General features: G+C 67.1%; 23 protein-coding genes. 8 read left to right on the top strand and 15 right to left on the bottom strand.

What is annotated here, in order from left to right:
• Positions 1-52: 52 nt before the first annotated feature.
• The 4 genes from BJ970_RS14865 to BJ970_RS14850 form a co-directional block, all read right to left on the bottom strand.
• Positions 53-1504, bottom strand: coding sequence for a sensor histidine kinase (locus BJ970_RS14865; RefSeq protein WP_184726806.1), 1452 nt, complete (start codon positions 1502-1504; stop codon positions 53-55).
• Positions 1501-2220, bottom strand: coding sequence for a response regulator transcription factor (locus tag BJ970_RS14860; RefSeq protein WP_184726805.1), 720 nt, complete (start codon positions 2218-2220; stop codon positions 1501-1503). Before BJ970_RS14860 ends, BJ970_RS14865 begins: the two co-directional genes overlap by 4 nt.
• A 152-nt stretch (positions 2221-2372) precedes the next feature.
• Positions 2373-4514 (bottom strand): ArnT family glycosyltransferase, encoded by a 2142-nt coding sequence (locus BJ970_RS38855; protein WP_184726804.1) that lies wholly within the window; start codon positions 4512-4514, stop codon positions 2373-2375.
• A gap of 2 nt (positions 4515-4516) precedes the next feature.
• Positions 4517-5791, bottom strand: coding sequence for a bifunctional glycosyltransferase family 2/GtrA family protein (locus BJ970_RS14850; RefSeq protein WP_184726803.1), 1275 nt, complete (start codon positions 5789-5791; stop codon positions 4517-4519).
• A 295-nt stretch (positions 5792-6086) separates the two neighbouring features.
• On the opposite strand from BJ970_RS14850, the gene BJ970_RS38850 reads away from it, so the two are divergent.
• Positions 6087-6209, top strand: coding sequence for a hypothetical protein (locus BJ970_RS38850; protein WP_281399444.1), 123 nt, complete (start codon positions 6087-6089; stop codon positions 6207-6209).
• A gap of 27 nt (positions 6210-6236) precedes the next feature.
• Here BJ970_RS38850 and mutM read toward each other — a convergent pair whose 3' ends face one another.
• From mutM to BJ970_RS14820, 6 genes are all read right to left on the bottom strand, one after another.
• A complete protein-coding gene (gene mutM, locus BJ970_RS14845) occupies positions 6237-7139 on the bottom strand; it encodes a bifunctional DNA-formamidopyrimidine glycosylase/DNA-(apurinic or apyrimidinic site) lyase (RefSeq protein ID WP_184726802.1) in 903 nt (300 codons plus the stop codon).
• A gap of 52 nt (positions 7140-7191) precedes the next feature.
• Entirely contained in the window at positions 7192-7938 is a 747-nt protein-coding gene (gene rnc, locus BJ970_RS14840) for a ribonuclease III (protein WP_184726801.1), read from the bottom strand.
• Between the two features lie 14 nt (positions 7939-7952).
• Positions 7953-8135 (bottom strand): 50S ribosomal protein L32, encoded by a 183-nt coding sequence (gene rpmF / locus BJ970_RS14835; protein ID WP_184726800.1) that lies wholly within the window; start codon positions 8133-8135, stop codon positions 7953-7955.
• 2 nt (positions 8136-8137) lie between these two features.
• Positions 8138-8710 carry a YceD family protein gene (locus BJ970_RS14830; RefSeq protein ID WP_184726799.1) on the bottom strand — a complete coding sequence of 191 codons (573 nt, stop codon included), beginning with the start codon at positions 8708-8710 and terminating at the stop codon, positions 8138-8140.
• Between the two features lie 334 nt (positions 8711-9044).
• Positions 9045-9251 (bottom strand): DUF397 domain-containing protein, encoded by a 207-nt coding sequence (locus tag BJ970_RS14825; RefSeq protein WP_184726798.1) that lies wholly within the window; start codon positions 9249-9251, stop codon positions 9045-9047.
• A gap of 10 nt (positions 9252-9261) precedes the next feature.
• Positions 9262-10107, bottom strand: a complete 846-nt coding sequence (locus tag BJ970_RS14820) for a helix-turn-helix domain-containing protein (RefSeq protein ID WP_184726797.1) — start codon at positions 10105-10107, stop codon at positions 9262-9264.
• Between the two features lie 422 nt (positions 10108-10529).
• Between BJ970_RS14820 and BJ970_RS39475 the strand changes: the two genes are divergently transcribed.
• Genes BJ970_RS39475 through BJ970_RS14805 form a run of 3 tightly spaced genes read left to right on the top strand, consistent with a single transcriptional unit; the run spans position 10530 to position 11265 of the window.
• The gene (locus BJ970_RS39475) at positions 10530-10763 is read left to right on the top strand and encodes an HC3 family zinc finger protein (protein WP_312864254.1); all 234 of its coding nucleotides are present in this window, start codon (positions 10530-10532) and stop codon (positions 10761-10763) included.
• A complete protein-coding gene (locus BJ970_RS14810; RefSeq protein ID WP_184729410.1) occupies positions 10679-10933 on the top strand; it encodes a hypothetical protein in 255 nt (84 codons plus the stop codon). Before BJ970_RS39475 ends, BJ970_RS14810 begins: the two co-directional genes overlap by 85 nt.
• Positions 10930-11265: a hypothetical protein gene (locus BJ970_RS14805; protein WP_184726796.1), complete on the top strand. Its 336-nt coding sequence runs from the start codon at positions 10930-10932 to the stop codon at positions 11263-11265. The genes BJ970_RS14810 and BJ970_RS14805 overlap by 4 nt, the downstream gene beginning before the upstream one ends.
• A 1637-nt stretch (positions 11266-12902) precedes the next feature.
• Here BJ970_RS14805 and BJ970_RS14800 read toward each other — a convergent pair.
• The 3 genes from BJ970_RS14800 to BJ970_RS14790 all read right to left on the bottom strand — a co-directional run bounded on the left by BJ970_RS14800 (position 12903) and on the right by BJ970_RS14790 (position 14789).
• Positions 12903-13487, bottom strand: coding sequence for a DUF3558 domain-containing protein (locus BJ970_RS14800; protein ID WP_184726795.1), 585 nt, complete (start codon positions 13485-13487; stop codon positions 12903-12905).
• Entirely contained in the window at positions 13484-13807 is a 324-nt protein-coding gene (locus tag BJ970_RS14795) for a hypothetical protein (protein WP_184726794.1), read from the bottom strand. Before BJ970_RS14795 ends, BJ970_RS14800 begins: the two co-directional genes overlap by 4 nt.
• A gap of 127 nt (positions 13808-13934) precedes the next feature.
• Positions 13935-14789 carry an ESX secretion-associated protein EspG gene (locus tag BJ970_RS14790; RefSeq protein WP_221467163.1) on the bottom strand — a complete coding sequence of 285 codons (855 nt, stop codon included), beginning with the start codon at positions 14787-14789 and terminating at the stop codon, positions 13935-13937.
• A 454-nt stretch (positions 14790-15243) separates the two neighbouring features.
• Between BJ970_RS14790 and BJ970_RS14785 the strand changes: the two genes are divergently transcribed.
• The 4 genes from BJ970_RS14785 to BJ970_RS14770 all read left to right on the top strand — a co-directional run bounded on the left by BJ970_RS14785 (position 15244) and on the right by BJ970_RS14770 (position 17310).
• Positions 15244-15387: a hypothetical protein gene (locus tag BJ970_RS14785; protein ID WP_184726793.1), complete on the top strand. Its 144-nt coding sequence runs from the start codon at positions 15244-15246 to the stop codon at positions 15385-15387.
• 2 nt (positions 15388-15389) lie between these two features.
• On the top strand, positions 15390-16397 hold the full coding sequence (locus BJ970_RS14780; RefSeq protein WP_184726792.1) for a WXG100 family type VII secretion target: 1008 nt from the start codon (positions 15390-15392) through the stop codon (positions 16395-16397).
• A 63-nt stretch (positions 16398-16460) separates the two neighbouring features.
• Positions 16461-16715 (top strand): hypothetical protein, encoded by a 255-nt coding sequence (locus BJ970_RS14775; protein ID WP_184726791.1) that lies wholly within the window; start codon positions 16461-16463, stop codon positions 16713-16715.
• Positions 16708-17310 carry a hypothetical protein gene (locus BJ970_RS14770; protein WP_184726790.1) on the top strand — a complete coding sequence of 201 codons (603 nt, stop codon included), beginning with the start codon at positions 16708-16710 and terminating at the stop codon, positions 17308-17310. Before BJ970_RS14775 ends, BJ970_RS14770 begins: the two co-directional genes overlap by 8 nt.
• A gap of 88 nt (positions 17311-17398) precedes the next feature.
• Here BJ970_RS14770 and BJ970_RS14765 read toward each other — a convergent pair whose 3' ends face one another.
• Together BJ970_RS14765 and BJ970_RS14760 are read right to left on the bottom strand one after the other, a co-directional pair.
• Positions 17399-17590: a hypothetical protein gene (locus BJ970_RS14765; protein WP_184729408.1), complete on the bottom strand. Its 192-nt coding sequence runs from the start codon at positions 17588-17590 to the stop codon at positions 17399-17401.
• A gap of 62 nt (positions 17591-17652) precedes the next feature.
• Entirely contained in the window at positions 17653-18408 is a 756-nt protein-coding gene (locus BJ970_RS14760; protein ID WP_184729110.1) for a DivIVA domain-containing protein, read from the bottom strand.
• Positions 18409-18525: the final 117 nt, after the last annotated feature.

Raw genomic sequence — 18525 nt, 5'->3', positions numbered from 1 at the left:
CACCCTTATCGGGTTCCCGATTTTGCCTGAAGTTGGCGTTCGGCTTTCCGCGTCATGTAAGGGGTATCAGGAGGCGGAAGGTGCTGCCGCCGTCGGCGTTGGCGTGCAGTTCCACCCTGCCGTTGTGGGCCTCGGCAATCGCGGTGGTGATCGCGAGGCCGAGGCCGGCCCCGCCGGCCGCGCGGTTGCGGCCGTCGTCGACGCGGTAGAAGCGGTCGAAGATTCGCGGCGCGTGCTCCGGTGCGATGCCGGGGCCGGCGTCGCCGACCGAAGCCATCGCGACCGGGGTTCCCGCGCGCAGCTCCGCGCCCGCTGCGGCGAGCGCATGGCCGCCGGCGGAGCCCTGCGAAACCTCCACGCTGATCGGAGAGCCCGGCGGGGTGTGCATCAGGGCGTTGTTCACGAGGTTCGTCAAGACCTGTCGCAGGCGGGGACTGTCGCCAAGCACCCGCATCGGTCGTTCCGGTTCCCGCAGCTTGATCTCCCGCTCGGGGTCGCGCGCCCGCGCGTCGTGCACGACGTCCTGCACCAACGGCACCAGATCGAGGTCGACGAGATCGACGGTGCGCTCCCGGTCCAACCGGGCCAGCAACAGCAGGTCGTCGACCAGGCCGCCCATCCGCACCGCCTCGGACTCGATGCGCCGCATCATCATCCGCACGTCCTCCGGACGGTGCCGGTCACTGCGCCGGTACAGCTCGGCGAACCCCCGGATCGACGTCAACGGCGTGCGCAGCTCGTGCCCGGCGTCCGCGACGAACCGCCGGAGTCGAAGCTCGGAATGCTCGCGCTGCTGCAACGCGTCCACCAGCCTCCCGAGCATCGTGTTCAAGGCCGCACCGAGCCGCCCAGTCTCGGTGCGCGGATCCTGGTCGGGCACCCGCCGGTCGAGCTGCCCGGCGGCAATGGCGTCGGCGGTGTGCTCGATCCGATTCAGCGGCCGGAGGCTGAGCTGCACCGTCATCGCGGCTACCGCCGCCAGCACGAGGAGCACGCCGGCGCCGACCGCGAGCTCGATGGTGATCAGCTGATGAACCGCCGCCTCGGCATTGGCGAGCGAGAGCGCGAGCACGGCGAACCGCCCGTCGGGCAAGATGATCGTCCGCACCCGCCATTGCGAACCACCCGTCTGGTCGGGCACGGTCTTGATCTCCGGTCCGCGCTGCGGATCCCGCAGCACCGGCCCGCCCTGGTCGCCCGAGGTCTGCCCGATCATCCCGCCGACCTGAGCGCCGCCGGGATCAAAGATCAGCACCCGGAAGTCGGTGGGCAGGTCGCCGCGCCCTCGCTCGTCCGCAGGCGGCGCGGCCTGTGGCGGCTCCGGTGGCAAAAGCCGTCCGTGTTCCCACGGTCGGGACATTTCGATCAGCCGCTCGTCGGTGCGCTCGACCAGCGAACGACCCAGCAGGGCGACGCTGGTGGCGCCCATCAGCAGCAGTCCGGTCACCAACGCGCCGACCAGTACGAACACCAACCGCCCGCGTAGCGTTCGCAGGATGGTCATCGCCGCTCCGGTGGCAGGCGCAGCACGTAACCCACGCCGCGGATGGTGTGGATCAGCGGCGGCAGCGCCACCGAGTCGATCTTGCGGCGCAGATAGCTGATGTAGGACTCGACGATCCGGCTGTCCCCGCCGAACTCGTAGTTCCACACCCGGTCCAGGATCTGCACCTTGCTGACCACCTTCTCGGCATTGATCAGCAGGTAGCGCAGCAGCTTGAACTCGGTCGGCGACAGGCTCACCAGCTCACCGGCGCGGCGGACCTCGTAGGTTTCCTCGTCCAGTTCGAGATCGTGGTAGCGCAACCGCGAGTCGTTGACCTGGGCGGGGCGCACCCGGCGCAGGATCGCGCGCAACCGCAGCACGACCTCGTCCAGGCTGAACGGTTTGGTTACGTAGTCGTCGCCACCGGCGGTGAGCCCGGCGATGCGGTCTTCGACGGCGTCACGCGCGGTCAGGAACAGCACCGGGACGGCGTTGCCGTCGGCCCGCAGCTTGGTGGCGACCGAAAACCCGTCCTGGTCCGGCAGCATCACATCCAGCACCACGATGTCCGGCCCGAACTCCGTGGCGGCCCGCAGCGCATCCGCCCCGGTACCGGCTCCGCGCACCTCGAAACCGCTGAGCCGCAACGCCGCGGTCAGCAACTCCAGGATGTTGGGTTCGTCGTCGACGACCAGCACGCGCGCACTATTGGTATCCGCCACGTCGTCAAGCATCGCTCACCTCCCTGGGAAAAAGCTGGGCGCATCCTGGGAACCACCAACGACCTCGCCGAGGCTTCCGCGACCCGAAATCCCGTTTCGCTGGGACCGGGCCGTGCGCGCCTCGGTGCGCTGGCACCCCGCCGCGCACACGGCCCGTCACCTGGTCATTTGCAGCTGTAGAGCTCCACGGTGGTGTCCGCGGACCCACCCCAGACGGCCGGTTTGACCAGTGTGCAGTTCTGCTTGACCCACGCCTCGCGTGCCGCACTGGCCTCGCCGCCCGGACCGCCCTGGCCCTGCATGCGTTCCGGCTGTCGCTCGCTGTCTGACGATGCCGCGCCGTCTTGGCCCCACTCGCCACCCAGACCGCGCATCCCGCGAGCCATGCCGAGCTCGACGAAGCCGAGCCGCCCGGACCGCTTCCACTCGGTCAGCTGGGCCACCGACGGGGCGTCATCGCCGCCGATGAAGCCGCCCATGCCGATCACCGTCAGGTCCGAGTTGATGATGTAGGACGCGGCGCCCATCGAGCCGCCCTCCACCGCCAACGGCACCTCCAGGTCACCCGCGTTAGCCCGGACGTAGCCGATCACCTTCTGCTGGTCCTCGCTCAGCGACTCGCTTCCGCCGCTGAACATGCCCCACCCCTGCTCGGCCGGGTTCTGGCCGTCGGGGACCGCGCCAGGCGACTGCGCGCCGTCATCTCTCCCGCCGGACCGCTGCATGCCGCGCGTACCCCCGCCGGGTCCACCCATGGCCGTCTCCGGACCGGCCATCGGGTTCGACCCGCCCATGCCGCGCGGGCCGCCGACGGCACCGATCGCCGACCACGCGGTCGGCACCGTGAGTGCCGCGGCCAAGCCCAGCACCAGGCCGGTTCTCGCCAACCCAGCCCCGCCGCGCCGCCCGACGAGCAGCACCACCAGCGCCAGCACGCCGAGGCCCACGGCGGCATACCCGGCCCACGCGTGCCAGCTCAGGTCGCGCGCGACGATGACCATTGCCCACGCCACGGTGATCGCAACAGCGATCGGCAGCAGCAGCCACGCCTTGCCCTGCGGTTCGCGGTACCAACGCCAGAACCGGACCACGCCGGCCCCGACCAGCGCGCCGACGGCGGGCGCGAGCATCGTCGTGTAATACGGATGCGCAATGCCTTGCGCGAAGCTGAGCATCGGTCCGATGACCACCAGCCAGCCGCCCCACAGGACCCAACCGGCGGCCTGCGCCCGCTCCAGCGGGCGGCCACCGCGCCAATGCCGGATCCCGACGACGAGCATCGCGCCCAGCACCAGCAGGCAAAGCGGCAACAACCAACTGATCTGCCCGGCGTACTGGTCGTTGAACATCCGCAGGAGCCCGGACCTTCCGCCGAAACCAGCACCGCCGCCGAAACCACCACCACCGCCAAAACCACCACCGCCTGGCCCGCCGCCGCCCGGACCGCCGGCTCCCCCGAGGTTGCCGCTGCGGCCGAGAATCCGGGCGAACCCGTTGTAGCCGAACACCAAGTTCCACGCGGAACCGTCCGAGCTGCTGCCGATGTAGGGCTTCGGCGACGGCCACAGCGCGGTCGCGGCGACCCACCAGAACGAGGTGACCAGCACCACCACCGCGGCGACGCCGAGGTCCAGCAACTTGCGGCCCCACCCGGCACGACTACCGATCAGGTAAGCCGCGATGAATGCGGGCAACACCATCCACGCCTGCAACATCTTGGTCAGAAAGCCGCAGCCGACCAGGAATGCGGCCAGCGCCAGCCAGCCGGTGGCCTTCCGGGACTCGAACGCTCGCGTCATCGCATACGCGGCCGCCACGACCAGCAGCACCAGCAAGGTGTCCGGGTTGTTGTCCCGGTTGATCATGACGGTGATCGGGGTCAGCGCCAGCACCAGCGCCGCCAGCAGCGCCGCGTGCTCGCCCGCCCAACGCCGAACCGTGCGGTGCAGCAGGAAGATCGCCGCAACGCCGGCCAACGCCTGCGGGAACAGCACGGCGAACTGGTTGAACCCGAACGCTTTCACCGACAACACCTGCAACCACAGGGCCATCGGCGGCTTGTCCACCGTGACCACCCCGACGGGGTCGAAGGAGCCGAAGAGGAAGTTCTCAAAGCTCTGCGACATCGATTTCACGGCCGCCGAGTAGTACGAGTTCCCCCAGGAACTTCCGATGCCCCAGCAGTACAGCACCCCGGCCAGCACGCAAATCGCGGCGAGCGAAAGCCGCTGCCACGGCGCTGTCGCGCGAGGCGATTGCGGCTCCGCTATCCGGTGGGGCGAAGTCGTCGTCTCAACCGACGTCATCTCTATTCCTTTTCCTTCGAGGGTGCTTCGGGTTCCGTGGAGGTTGCTTCGGGCCGGAAGACCCAGGACCGGAGCAGCACGAACCGCAGCCCGGTACCGACCACCGAAGACACCACGAGCACCAGAACTTCCAGCCACCGCGACGGATCCGGCTGCCAGGCGTGCAACCCGAGCAGGGCGCCGGAGGTGACCACGTAGTAGAGGGCGAACACGACCAGGCCCTGCAGGTGGACTCGGCCGGACGAGCTCGGCTGGTTGAGGAAGGTGAACCTGCGGTTGGCCTCGGTGTTCCACAGCGTGGTGACGGTCAGCGCTACCAGGTTGGCCAGCAGCGGCGGCCACCACGAACGCAGGACCGCGTACAGCACCGAGGTGATCACAGTGGACACCAGGCCGATGACGCCGAAGGAGACCAGCTGCCACAGCAGGCCGTTCTCCCGCTTCGCCAACACCGCCTGCGGATGCGCGGCACGCGGTGCGGGCCGCTGCGGCAGGCCGGAGACCTTCGCCGCACCGGTGATCTTGGCGCGGGCCACCCGGACGAGGCCACCGATGTCGTCAGTGGCGGTCTTGACTAATTTGACCCGGGTGTCGACGTCCTCGATCCAGTCCACCGGGACCTCGTGCACCCGAAGGCCGTTGTGCTCGGCCAGCAGCAACAGCTCGGTGTCGAAGAACCAGGAATCGTCTTGCACCCGCTTCAACAGTGGCTTGACCACGTCGGCGCGCGCCGCCTTGAACCCGCATTGCGCATCGGTGAACCGGGCACCGTGCGTCCAGTGGATCATCTTGTTGTAGCAGCGGGAGATCAGCTCCCGTTTCCCGCCGCGGACCGTGCGGGCGCCGGTCGCCAGCCGGGAACCGATGGCCAGGTCCGAATGCCCGTTGACCAGCGGCGCCACCAGCGGAAGCAGCGCGTCCAGCCCGGTCGACAGGTCGACGTCCATGTACGCCACGACGTCCGCGTCGCTGTAGCCCCAGGCGGTGCGCAACGCCAGCCCGCGCCCCTTGCGGTCCAGATGCAGCACCCGCACGTTGTCCATCGACCTGGCCAACTCGCGCGCGACGCCCAGTGTGCCGTCCGTGCTCGCGTTGTCCACCACCGTGATGGTCCAGGAAAACGGGAAATTCTCGGACAGATGCTTGCGCAGCACCTCCAGGCATCCGGGCAGCGAACGTTCCTCGTTGAAAACCGGGATCACCACGTCAACCGTCGCGGTCCGGCGCGACGCGCGATGCGCTTGCGCGGCGACACCGAGCTGCGGCACACCACTCATCTCCCACCACCTCACATCCGGCCTCTTGCGGTCTCCATGAAGCCGGGCGGAGGTGCGAGGCCCGTGGGCATCGGCTGGGAAATTCCTGGGAGTCGGACCGCCGCGCTCCGCGCGGCCGAGTTTCCGCTGTTCAGCGGGCCGGATTCCGGGCCGGATCAGGTTTCTACCGGTGAATTCCCAGGATCTTCCCAGCCGCGCGGTCCACGGTCTGATCGTTCGCTACTCGGCGCCGCGCCGTGGTCGTCCACGTGTGACGCCGCCCGCGACGCGAGGCCCAGCCCGCGGATTTCCTGCTGTGGGAGGGAACCTTGTGGTCACGGCCGCGGTGTTCAGCTTCGCCGCCGGGATCTGGCACACCTACTTCACCGTCGCGCGCGCAGCACCGCTCGCCGTGGTGGTTGGCATGGGCGGTCCCTGATGGCGCGATTTCCGTTGAATGCGCCCATCACGGGTGGGCGTTGCGCGGTTTGGGTTGGCACACCGGGCAGGTGTAGGACGAGCGGTTCATGAACGCATCGCGCCGCACCGACGCCCCGCACCGCCGACACGGGCGCCCGGCCTGCCCGTACACCGCCAGCGAGCGGTCGAAGTAGCCGGACTCGCCGTTCACGTTGACGTACAAGGCGTCGAACGAGGTCCCGCCGGCGTGTAACGCCTCCTGCATGACCGCGGTGACGGCATCGAAGAGTTCGCGGATCTTGGGGCGCGTCAAGCTCGCCGTGGGCCGAGCCCAGTGCAGCTTCGCCCGCCACAGAGCCTCGTCGGCATAGATGTTGCCGACCCCGGAGACCAGGCTCTGGTCGAGCAACGCACGCTTGATTCCGGTGCGCCGCGCACGCAGCCGGGCCGCCACCGCAGCCGGGTCGAACACCTGCTCAAGCGGGTCGGGCGCGATATGCGCCACCGGCTTCGGCAACGCGATCCCGTCCACCTCGACCAGGTCGGCGAGGTGCAGACCACCGAAGGTGCGCTGGTCGACGAACCGCAGCTCCGGCCCGCCATCGGCGAACCGCAACCGTACCCGCAGGTGCTTCTCATCCGGGTTGTCGCCGGGCTGCACGAGCAGCTGGCCGCTCATTCCCAGGTGCACCACAAGCGCCTCGCCGCCGGACAACAGCGTGGCTTCGCGAGAAGAGCCTTCATCGCCGAGCTCCAGCCACAGGTACTTGCCGCGCCGCCGCGCCGCGCTCAAGCAGCGCCCAGCGAGCCGACCGGCGAAGTCAGCAGGGCCAGGCACGTGCCGACGCACCGCGCGCGGGTGCAAAACCTCGACGCTGGACAACGTTCGACCGACCGCGTGCTCGGCGACCCCGCGCCGGACGACTTCGACCTCAGGCAACTCAGGCACGAAAACATCTTCGACCACCCGCACCCGCCCGGGGTGCGCGGCCCCCGCAAACTCAGGCGGAAGGTGCCTCCGAGTCGGCGGTCTGATTTTCGGAGAGCTGGCGCCAAGCCGCTTCGGCGGCCTTCTGCTCGGCTTCCTTCTTGGTGCGGCCGTCGCCGCGACCGTAGGTCTGCCCGCCGACCGCCACGAAGGCGCTGAACTCCTTGCGGTGGTCCGGGCCCTGCTCCTCGACCCGGTATTCGGGCACGCCGAGCCCGCTCGACGCGGTCAGCTCCTGCAGGCTCGTCTTCCAGTCCAGCCCGGCACCGCGCTGCGGCGCCTCGGCCAGCAGCGGCTCGAACAGGCGGTGAACGACGCCGCGGGCGACATCGATGCCCTCGGCCAGGTACACCGCGCCGAGCACGGCCTCCAAGCCGTCCGCGAGGATGCTTGCCTTGTCGCGGCCCCCCGTGAGCTCCTCGCCCCTGCCTAGCAGCAGGTACTCACCGAGGCCGCCCTCACCGAGACCGCGGGCGACGCCGGCCAGCGCGTGCATGTTGACCACACTGGCGCGCAACTTCGCGAGCTGTCCCTCGGGCAGGTCCGGGTGCTCGTTGTACAGGTGATCGGTGATCACCAGGCCGAGCACCGCGTCCCCCAGGAACTCCAGCCGCTCGTTCGGCGGCAAGCCGCCGTTCTCGTAGGCGTACGAGCGGTGGGTGAGAGCAAGGTTGAGCAGCTCGGCGTCAAGCTCGACGCCGAGCGCTGCCAACAGCGGAGCCCGATCAACCTTCCGGGCCCGCGACTGCTTTCCCCCCACTACGCGACCGCCGTTCAGGCAGGCTGGACGACCTGGCGGCCGTCGTACTGACCACAGGCCGGGCAAACCACGTGCGGCAGCTTCGGCTCGCGGCAGGCGCGGTTGGAGCACTGCACCAGCGTCGGCGCCGAGGTCTTCCACTGCGACCGGCGGTGACGGGTGTTGGCCCGGGACATCTTGCGCTTCGGGACGGCCACGACTACTTCTCCTCCTCGGTCCCGCCGAGCCGCTCTTGCAGCGCAGCCCAGCGAGGATCAATGGTCTCATGCGTGTGATCGGGGGCGAGTTCGGCCCACTTCACGCCGCACCCGGAGCACAGCCCCTGGCAGTCCGGCGAGCACAACGGTGCCGAGGGCAGCGACAGCAGCATCGCGTCCCGCACCACCGGTTCGAGGTCGATCAGGTCGTCCACGACCCGCTCCACCTCGTCGTCATCGGTGCTGGCGTCCGTGGCGCTGTCCGGGTAGGCGAACAGCTCCCGCACGTCCACCTCGACCTCGTCGGAGACCGGATCCAGGCACCGGACGCACTCGCCGACCAACGTGGCCGTGGCGGTGCCCGATACCAGCACGCCCTCCACCACCGACTCGGCCAGCAGATCGAGCTCCACGGACTCGCCTTCCGGCACCTTGATCATGTCCAGTCCGAATCCGGTCGGCGCCGGAGCGCTACGCGTGTAGGCGCGGCTGCAACCGGCCCGGTGGCCGATCTCCCGGGTATCGATCACCCAGGGGCCGACATGCGCGGTGTGCGCTGAGTGGTTCTGAGACATCACAAGTTTCGATGGTCAATTTCGAAGCGGACAGGTGGTGCGGCATCGGCGGATGAGACAACTGCGCATCATCCGCAGCCAGCTTTCCCAGGGTACGTGACACCCGCACGGCTGCGACACCAGGCCCTCCGCGGCGAAACCACCGCGGCGGACCAGGGAAAGATCAGTTCGCGCCAGTGTTGTTGCCGGCGTGCCATTCCTCGTAGTCGAACGGCCGAGCAAGGCGCCTACCTGCGGCGGAACGAGACTCGTGGGACAGATGTAGGACGCACCCGGCTAGAGCTGCGGGCCCCCGGCCCAGTTGGATCGGGGGCCCGCGGCGCTAGGCCATCCTTCAGAAATCGAAGCGGCCAGCCTTGAGGCCGGGGAGGAAGGCGTCCCACGTGGAGCGGTCGAACACCAGGGTGCCGCCGTCGCGGTCCTTGGTGTCCCGAACCCCAACCACCTCGGTCGCAAGCCCCACCTCGACGCAGTTGCTAGCGCCGCCGCTGCTGCGGCTGCTCTTGCGCCAGGGCACCTGGGCCAGGTCCGGGTTTTTCATCGTTCACCACTCATGACAGTCGAGCTATCGCTGCGTCAAGCGCGGCAAGTGTCTCACGTTCACTCAATGCGGCTACCCCAAGCCGCGAGAACACCAGCTCGTAGACGTCAGTGTGCGCCCGCTTGTCCCAGAAATCGGAGCTCGTCAGATCCTCGAGGTAGACGTACGTCGCGCCGACGTCGAAGAGATCCACGAGCGTGAATCCCGTTCCCAACGCCGCGTGCTCGCCAGCGGCGAAAGAGAGGACTTGAAGAGTTGCGTTCGGGAGTGCCGCAACTTCCTTGAGATGCTGAAGTTGCTCTTTGAGCACGTCCGGGCCACCGACCTGCCTATACAACGCCGCTTCGCCGAGAATGACGTGGACTTCGGACGCATTTTCGCGGGTCAGGAGTTCGTGTCGCTTGATCCGGTTGTGCACCGTTCGATCGATCTCCGCGGGCGCCACGACCACGGACGTTGAGATCACCGCCTTGGCGTACCTCTCGGTCTGCAGCAACCCGTTGACGAGCTCGGCGTCGTAGATCCGAAGCCGGTCTGCATCGGACTCCATCCCGATGTAGCCGCGCGCCCAGTCCGGGACCTTGCCGTACGAGCCGCGCTTGCGCGCCTCCTGGCCGAGCTTGCGAACCCGCTCCGCTGTCTCCTCCGACGCCTCGAACAGGTCGAGGAGGTTGTTCACCTCCTCCGCCGCGACCGTCGCCTGCCCCTGTTCGATGCGGCTGACCTTCGTGGCGTGCCATCCGAACCGGTCGGCAAGTTCCTCGCGAGACAGCCCGACCTCGTCGCGCAGGGCCCGCAGCTCCCGACCGAGCTGAACACGCAACACCTTCGGGCTCCGGGACTGCCTACCGGCCATCCACGACACCGTCCTCTCCACCTGCCTCGGGAGTTCTCGATCAGTCTGCACGAGTGATGCGGCCTTCAATGTGAGTGACGCTTTCGGCGGAATAGAAAGTCGCAGTGCGACTTATATAGTTACCTGCACAGCCAGTGATGCTATACACAGCACGAGTTGTTTCTGTGCAAGTTCGAGCCCCGTGGGGCACGACGAAACGGAGGTGCCCCAGATGGCAGTTGCGATCGCTGCCAGGGCGAAGTTCTTCGGACCGCTCCTCCTCTCGCACCGCCCACGCAGGCCACTGAGCTCCGCCGTGACGCGAGGAGCCAGCACTCACTCGGCGCACGGCGGTACCGCGGGACCGGTGGAGATCACTGCGTTGACCACCGGTCCCGCACCCTCGAAGGCGGTGGGGTGATGTACCGGCCGCACCCCTTCTCGTGGGTTCCTGCTGGCATCAGCGGCACGCCACCCCCGATCAGCGCCCGGCCGGCGGCTGGCCAGAAGACGCGGAGGTCACGGCCCTGTGCAATCGGCGCATCCGCCCGGAATCTGGGGAGCTGGCGTGGCTGTGGCCGACGTGCCCTGAATGCGACGTAGCTGCGCATGTGCTCGCAGGGGCGCCGATGGTGGGTTCGCGGCGACCGACCATGCCGAACTCGCTCGGCGCATGAAGCTGGCGATCGTGATGCTCGGCTACGCCGTCGACGACATCGAGCGCGGCCTGTGGAGTGTCGCCGAACGTGAGCCCCTAGCCGCCGAACTTGACCAGTTGTCCGCCGCGCTGCGCGGCAAGCCCGAACCCGGCCTTGTGCACATCGAGTCAGAAAGGACAGATCGGTGATCTGGGGCATCGTTCTTGGGGTTGCCGCTGTCGCGGTGCTGGTGGTTCTGGTGGCCCGGCGCTACTGGGCTCGGCCGCAGCACGGCGGAGGCGGCGAAGGCGCGCTGACAGTGCCGTACTTGGTCGAGCGGGTCGAAGCCGAAACCAGCGGCGGCGGCCGTCACCAGCTACACGAAACCGTCACGATCCGCGGAGATCTCGCCGACGCACTCGCAGTCCAAGAGCCCCGCATCCTGCCGCTGCCGCGCGAGCTGCTGTCGGCCGAACTCTGGGAGCTCTCCCGCGACTTGAGGGTCTTTCACCGTGTTCTCGCCGGGGTCCGGCGCTTGTAGACCCGGCTCGGCGCCGCTGCCCCCGAACCTCGGCGCCGAGTCGCGCGGCTGGTTCGGTGCGTTGCCCCTCGGCGCACCGAACCAGCCGAGACCACAAGGAGAGAAAGGTGGATCAGGTAGTGACGGCGATCGACGCCAACCAACTCAACCTCGGCGGACTACTCGCGGATCTCGCCGATTACCTTCTTTCCGCCCCGAACAAGGAAGACCGCGCCATGACAGACGATCAGTCGACAAAGGACATTCCTACGGGCTACTGGGCCGCATTACCACAACCACGTCCTGCCCACCGAGACGCCACCACGCAAAGACGGCAAGCTCACCGCCGTGTGCGGCGTTCTCTCCCCGCCCGCCGATGTGTCCGAAAGGGACGATCGTCCGGTGTGCTCGTGGTGTGCTGAGCAGGTCCGCACCGGCCAGATTCGGATCGTACCCAGGCCGGGCATTGCCTGAAATGCGCGCTGGCCGCATGCTTGCCCGAAAGGGGATACGGGACGCACGCGGCCACGCTTGCCGCGCCCTGCGGCGCCAGCGCCCGCAGCGACGCCGCTTGTGCCGCCGCGAGCACCTGCCCCGCTGGAGCCTCCCGGCGTCGAGCCACCGACGCCGGAGGAACCGCCTGGAACGCGGCCGACTCCGCCGCCAGCCCCTGGGCCTCTGCCAAGACTGCCAGCACCGCGGCCGGTTCCTGTTCCGCCTCCGCCAATTCGGCCGCTGGTCCCAGCGCCCGGCCCTCCGGTGCTGCCGGGTGGGATCACCGCGCCCCCGACGAAACCTCCCCCACCTGGCCCCGGCGTCGGAGCGCCGCCACCAGGCACGGGCGGGGTCGTGCCGGACGCAGGCGGGGTTGCCCACGCCGAACCGGACTCGGCGGGAGCCTGCGGCGTCGGACTCACTGCCGACTGCTGGCCCGAAGACGGCGAGGGCGTGTCGGTTGACGAAGTACGGTAAGTCGATGCCTGGCCTGAGCCCGTGTCGGTCGTGCCCGTGTATCCGGTGCTGGGGTCGACCTTCTGTACCGGTGTGGTCGAAGCTGGAGTGACATCACCGGTGAACGATGGCGGCGGTGCGAACTGCTGAACACCGTTGACCCGGTCGTTGGTGCTATGGGTGTAGGACTCGTACTGCTGCCGCGCCTGAGCGTCAACTTGATCGTGGTGCTCTTCATGGGCGGCCCGCACACCGCTCTTAACGCTGTAGGAGACTGGGTTTACGTAGTCGCCCCAGCCGATGTTGTCCGGCGGCACCTGGTACGGCGCCGGAAACCCGTTCTTGAAATCCGCCGACCCCTGGGCCTGCTGCTCTACCACCCCACTGACCTGCGCGGCTATCTCAATCGATGCTCGCGTTGCCAGCGACAGCGGTGTAACGCTCTCCTTGGCTTGCTCGCCCGCGCTGCCGTGCATTACCGCGTCGAACTTCTTCAGCACCCTGTCCAGGTCTGAGTCGGCCTCAGCGAACGCAGTGCTGACCCGATCTCGCCAACTTGCCGCGGCCTGCGACGCAGCGGCGACGCCCGGCCCGGACTCGACCTCGCCGTAAATCTTTGGGTGGTCAAATTCGGCTTGCGCCTGCCCTGGGATCTCCCGCTTGCCGAACAACCAGTCAAACGCCCCCATGTTCGCTCAATCCCTTTCTCACGCTGGAGGAAGATTCGACAACACCAGCCCAGCCACCTTGTCTGCCATCGCACAAGGATCCGCATACTCGGGGTTACTGCGGCCCTCGCTGCCTGTGGTGAAGGAAACGGACAGCACCTGCTTGTCTGAGACACCAACGAAGACATTGCACCGCAGATCGTTGACGCCACCGTGCACAGCCGGATATCCGCTGACCTGCGCGTTGGGGTTACCCGAACCGTCGCCGTAGATCTTTGCCGTGTAGTCCAAGCCCTGGCCCTGAACCGTGTCTGGCGAAACCTTGATCGCAAGCTGCTGATTGCGCCACCTACAGGCCGCCTGCCCCCACTCGGACTTGTCTTGCTCAGATGCCCCCGCGCCGAGTTCCTGCAACTGCTGCGGTGTGAGCAGCTGGCACGGGGCAGTGAGGCCTGCAAGGTTCTTGGGCTGATCGATGTGCAGTGGGTCGCTCGCAGCCGAAATCGTCTGTCGGCCGGTATTCGGTTCCGGTTCACCGCCCTGTGTGCTGGAACAGCCCGCCAGACCAAGGACGAGCAGGCTTACTGCGGCGGTCAGGGTGCTGCGTGTGGTGTGCACGGTCATGCCATCCGATTGTCGTTGTCGATGCGCTTGTGCTCGTCGAATGCCTTCTGCACTGCCGCTTTGAAGTCGTCGATCCACTTGATCATGCCCTCGGCGGTGTCGTACAGGCTGCCTTCACCGCCCTGCGCCCGTTCGCTGAGCCGCTTGAATGCCGTGACCGTCACGTCGTCCGCGAATGGCGGTGTGATCCGACCAAGCTCCGCCGCGACGTCTTGTGCTGCCTCGTATTTCGCTCGCACCCCATCGAGCTCGGCTAGCAGCTCCGGTGCACGGTCAAGATCGACGTGGAATGTCGTGTGGCCGTTAACGCTCTCAGTCACGCCTGCGCTCCTCCCCAATCCGATCTTCCGCCCGCGCGTGATCCTGGCACCGGTCGCAGCGGCCGTAGTGAAAGTCGAGTAGAACTACCCAAATCGCCGCAACGACGTCCCGGATTTGGGTGCTGACTCATCGCCCGTCCCTGACTTGCAGCCGTAGGTCGTCACGGTAGGCGCGCAGTGCCTCAGCGAGAACCTTGGTGCTCGCGGGGGTGACTAGCGTGTTCTCGCCCCGCGGCGGTTGAGGGATCTGCGCCACGCGGCCCGAGGGGCTGTGGTGTGTTGTGATGGCCCACTGCGCCAGGTGGCTCCTGCCGTTGGAGTCACGGACTCCAACATTGAACTGTCCGGTCGCGCGGTTCGCGAGCTTCGTGAGCTTGCCAACGGCGCGGGCGTCCTCGGTGCGGATGCTGGCCTGGCCGAGCTCGTAGGCGATCCAGTCGCTCTGGTCGGCCTTGTGGTTCTCGGCTTCGATCGCGGCCGTGGCCAGGATCTTGCTCGGAACCTTGACCCCCCGGCCCGATGCGGGCTGCACGTCGGGCAGGCACGCGACCAACACCTGTTCCGCGGCGTTCGGGCCGACTTCGTCGATCCACACCCGGTCGCCGCGCAAAACGAAGCGGAACGCCAGGTGGTTAACCGCGACCATCGCCCGCGTCTCGGGCTTGTCGGGTTCGGCGAGGTAGAGGTAGGCGAAGGACTCGCCGTAGACCAGCGCGGAGACGATCTCATACCACTGATCGTTCAACCGACCACTGCGCTCGACCCAGTCCTTGGCCCGAACGCTGTCTTCGGCGGCCTCCAACGTGGCCCTGGGATCATTCGGCAGGTCAAGCCCACTGCTGCGCGAAGTCACGAACGTCGGAACGTCGAACTTGCGTTGCGCCTCCGCCGCCGAGACTGCCCCGGCTTCGTGACGGGCCTTCTCGTGACGCACGATGGCGCCGAACTCCCAGAAACTGCACTCCACCCCGAACCCCTGCATGGCTCCACATTGGATATGTCGGGCCGATCGGCCGCACGGCAGCATATCGGCACCGTGCATGCCGCATGCCGAAACGGGCTAAGAGAACGCACCCTCACTCGAATGGTCTAGTCAATGGATTCCGGCTGCTACGGTCTCCCAGTGCGCGAGAAGGGCAGCTGAATTATGCGACGGCTCACACGGAGAGTTTGGGCGAGTGACCGCGTCGCTGGCTTGTCTGTGGTTCGCCGGGTCGGCAGGCCAGCCTGCCGCACAGCAAACGACTTTGAGAGGGGGACGATAGGCAGTGACGGGATTTGGTGTTAGTCGCGAAGATCTCGCTGCGGTTGGGAAATCATTCCAGGCAATTGCGGGACCACTTGAGGGCAAAGCCAATGACGTGGGCGGCAGCCCCGTCTCTGGGGGAAATGTAGGGGAACCGTTCCATTATGCGGGCGAGCAGTACCGCGCACTCGTGAGCGATATCAGCAAGAGCGTTCGCGACTATGCGTTGCGCATCGCAGGCATCGCGAATGCCCTGCAGGCTTCTGCGGACACGTACGGTTCGATCGACGCAGACAACACTCGAGACGTCGGTTCCATCAAGGCTGGGGATTGAACATGAGCGAGTGGGACGAAGTCAAAAAGGGCATCGATTATCTGGGACGCCTCAGCCCAGCCTCCACCATGCGGGAGATGTGGGAAGTAGGCGCCAAAACGGCGCGCTCCGTCAGTGACTACGCGCCACACGGCAGGGCGGCGAAACAAGCAGTCGAGGGAGCCAAAGGTGAACTGGCGCAGATGGCCAGTGCCGGGGCGGGCCGATCCGATGACCTGCTGAATATCGGACTGCCCGGGCTGCGCTTCTTTGATGAGTACCTGCCGCTGTACAACGATTGGAAAGGCACCGGGCTCGATCTCGAACGCGACATCTACGGCAAGTACCGGAAGCTCTACGGCATCGACTTCGGAGCCTTCCGGCACGACGTCGGCACACTTCAAGGCGCATACGGCGCGATGCAGGACACCTATGCCGAGGTCGATACGGAGTTCCGCGGGTTGGTGGCAACCTGGAGCGGCGATGCCGCCGTAGCCGCGACTGGTCACATCTCGAAATTCCTGGAAGCCGGCCACAATTTCCAAGAAGGCGTCAACCAGTTCCAGCACAATGTCGAACACCACGTGACCGCTATGGAGACCGTCGTTCGGCTCTGCACCCAGTCGGCTCTTGAACTTTTCAGTATGGACTGCGGCGGGCAAATCCCGCCCTCAATCGAGCAGTACATCAAGATGGCACGCCACCAGTCCGGCGTCACCTTGTACGACACCATCGGTGCCGTGGTCGGCGACTGGGGCGAGCAGATAAAGACGAGCGTTGGCAAAATCCCCGTTGCCGGCAGTGTTGTAGAGGTAGGTGCAGATTTTTTGCTGGAGGCGGCCAACAAAGCGAAGAAGCTGCTGGACAACGAGTTCGTGCCCGCCTTCGAGTCGAAGCTGAACAAGTTCAACGAGATTGTGTGCGCCAAAACACAGGACGATCTGCGGAGCCTGTGGGACGAGTTCATCGCCGCATCCGAGTGTGTGCCCGGCAACCCGTTCGCGGATGTGCCACCACTGTTTTCGGCATAGCGGAACGACAGACGAAACTGACGCGAACAAGGGTGAGGCAGTATGGACTCATACGAATCCCGTGTGACGGCCATCGTAGATGCCGCGCATGAACGAGCCGCACGATTCGCCGCCGAGCTACGCGACGAGGAACAAGCTTTTCGTGAGGCGGCGGTTCGTGATTCGGAGCAGCTGGAGCAGAGCCTGCAGCGTGCCGCAGAGCGCAAACACCAGCCAGAGCAGCCGCAGGAAACGACGAAAACAAGCCGTGACGCCAATCCGTCGTGGGCAGACGACGATCTGTCCGAGCACACGTGGCTGGAGGACGTCGATGAGTAACCAGGAATACCCCCATTCCGGTCAGCCAAACGGTTTTCCTGTGCCCCCACCAGCCGCTGCGGCGCCGCGGCGGCCCGCCGTGCTGGACGTGGTGACCTGGGCGTGGGGCCTGGTAGCAGTCCTGATGTGCGTAGGCATTTTCGGTGCGCCCGGTGGCACAGCATCCGACTATGCCATTGCCCTGGTATTCGCCCTCGCGCTTGCCGCGCTCATCGGATTTGGGTGCTGGAAACTCCGGTCAGGGGCCAACGGCTGGCGCGTATTCTTCACGATCTTGTCGATCATTTTCGCCGCGACGTTTCCCTTCGAGCTGATCGATCCCTCACGGACTCTGCTGCAGAAGACGTTCGGCTCCTTGATTTCCGCCTTGGCCGTCGCAGGACTGGTGTTCTCGTGGCTTCCAGCCTCGAACCACTACTTCCAGGACGCCGCCAACTATCGGCGCGCGGTGAAAGCTCAGCAGTATGCGGAGTTCATCAGGAACAATCCACCGCCTGAGAGCGTGCGCCGGAAAATGTACCCCAACCAGCCGCCCCAACCTCCAATGCCGCCACCAGGACCACCCAACCAGAACCAGCCACCGAACCACGGCTAACACCGGCCCTCACGAACAAGGCCGGCCGACGAGACTGGAAACGCCGAAAGCGCCCCGCGCACCCGACGAGGGGTGCGCGGGGCGCTGATCATTTCCTTGCCGGGATGTCGGCGGGCGGGCTGTAGGTGGGTGGGGTGTTGGAACCGAGCAGTACCCGTGTTGCCCACGGTGGCAGGTGTGGTTCGAGCTTGCGTAGTCCGGCGTAGACCAAGGCGAGCACCAGCGGCACGACGATCGTCGCTCCGGCGTCGCCGAGTGGTGCACGCGGCCACCGGGCCACCCCAAAGACCCCGAGCGAGGACGACCAAAAGCGGCTGACCTGCCGAAACCGGCTAGAGGACCCTACCGGCCCCCATTGCCCCCGTTTTGCGAAACCCCAGGTCCGCCAGCGTGCCATTCCTCGTAGTCGAACGGGGCGCCCATCGGGCTGCGCAGTTGCTGACGGCCCTTGCCGACGGTGCGCAGCGTGCGGCCGAGCAGGTCCTCGAAGTCCGCAAGCCGCGAGTCGACGTAGGCGTCGCACTCGGTGCGCAGCCGCTCGGCGTCGTCGTTGGCCTCGTCAACAATGCGCTTGGCCTCGCCGTTCGCGGCCTGCACCACCTCGGTATCGGCCACCAGGCGGGCCTGCTCGGCCTTGCCCTCATGGACCGACTGCTCGTAGGCGGCCCGGCCGGCCTGCACCATGCGGTCGGCCTCGGACTGGGCGCGGCCGATGTAGTCCTCGTACTCGCGGCGGCCGGCGGTCACCGTCTGCTCGGCCTGCGCCCGCGCCTCGGCCAGCAGTTCGTCGGCCTGCTCGCGGGCATCGGCGAGCAACTGCTCGGCCTCGGCACGCGCCGTGGCGATCGTGCGGTCGGCCTCGTTGCGGGCGTCGGTGACCGACTTGTCGGCCGCGGCCTCGGCGGTGGACACCATTTGATCGCGGTGGTCGAGCACGTCCTGGGCGTCGTCGAGCTCCTGCGGGATCGCGTCCCGCACGTCGTCGAGCAGCTCCAGCACATCGCCGCGGGGCACCACGCACCCGGACGTCATGGGTACACCACGTGCTTCCTCGACGATCGTGACCAGCTCGTCGAGCGCCTCGAACACCCGATACACCTTGATCTCCCTGCCGTCGTAGCCGCCCGCAGCGGCAAGCATGTCAGAACACCCGCAGCCGCCGATCGTGGGTTGTTCTGCCTACCAGTCTGCCCGCGCCGGGCAGCGCGGCGCGGG

Origin of the sequence: Saccharopolyspora phatthalungensis, assembly GCF_014203395.1 — a bacterium.
Classification (GTDB): domain Bacteria; phylum Actinomycetota; class Actinomycetes; order Mycobacteriales; family Pseudonocardiaceae; genus Saccharopolyspora; species Saccharopolyspora phatthalungensis.
This window is presented reverse-complemented; position numbering and strand designations above follow the sequence as displayed.

Excerpts from the sequence above, each read along its gene's own strand:
- BJ970_RS14865 (WP_184726806.1), bottom strand. The coding sequence starts at position 1,504 with ATGACCATCCTGCGAACGCTACGCGGGCGGTTGGTGTTCGTACTGGTC.
- BJ970_RS14860 (WP_184726805.1), bottom strand. The coding sequence starts at position 2,220 with ATGCTTGACGACGTGGCGGATACCAATAGTGCGCGCGTGCTGGTCGTC.
- BJ970_RS38855 (WP_184726804.1), bottom strand. The coding sequence starts at position 4,514 with ATGACGTCGGTTGAGACGACGACTTCGCCCCACCGGATAGCGGAGCCG.
- BJ970_RS14850 (WP_184726803.1), bottom strand. The coding sequence starts at position 5,791 with ATGAGTGGTGTGCCGCAGCTCGGTGTCGCCGCGCAAGCGCATCGCGCG.
- BJ970_RS14830 (WP_184726799.1), bottom strand. The coding sequence starts at position 8,710 with ATGTCTCAGAACCACTCAGCGCACACCGCGCATGTCGGCCCCTGGGTG.
- BJ970_RS14825 (WP_184726798.1), bottom strand. The coding sequence starts at position 9,251 with ATGAAAAACCCGGACCTGGCCCAGGTGCCCTGGCGCAAGAGCAGCCGC.
- BJ970_RS14820 (WP_184726797.1), bottom strand. The coding sequence starts at position 10,107 with ATGGCCGGTAGGCAGTCCCGGAGCCCGAAGGTGTTGCGTGTTCAGCTC.
- BJ970_RS14810 (WP_184729410.1), top strand. The coding sequence starts at position 10,679 with ATGCGACGTAGCTGCGCATGTGCTCGCAGGGGCGCCGATGGTGGGTTC.
- BJ970_RS14800 (WP_184726795.1), bottom strand. The coding sequence starts at position 13,487 with ATGACCGTGCACACCACACGCAGCACCCTGACCGCCGCAGTAAGCCTG.
- BJ970_RS14790 (WP_221467163.1), bottom strand. The coding sequence starts at position 14,789 with ATGCAGGGGTTCGGGGTGGAGTGCAGTTTCTGGGAGTTCGGCGCCATC.
- BJ970_RS14780 (WP_184726792.1), top strand. The coding sequence starts at position 15,390 with ATGAGCGAGTGGGACGAAGTCAAAAAGGGCATCGATTATCTGGGACGC.
- BJ970_RS14770 (WP_184726790.1), top strand. The coding sequence starts at position 16,708 with ATGAGTAACCAGGAATACCCCCATTCCGGTCAGCCAAACGGTTTTCCT.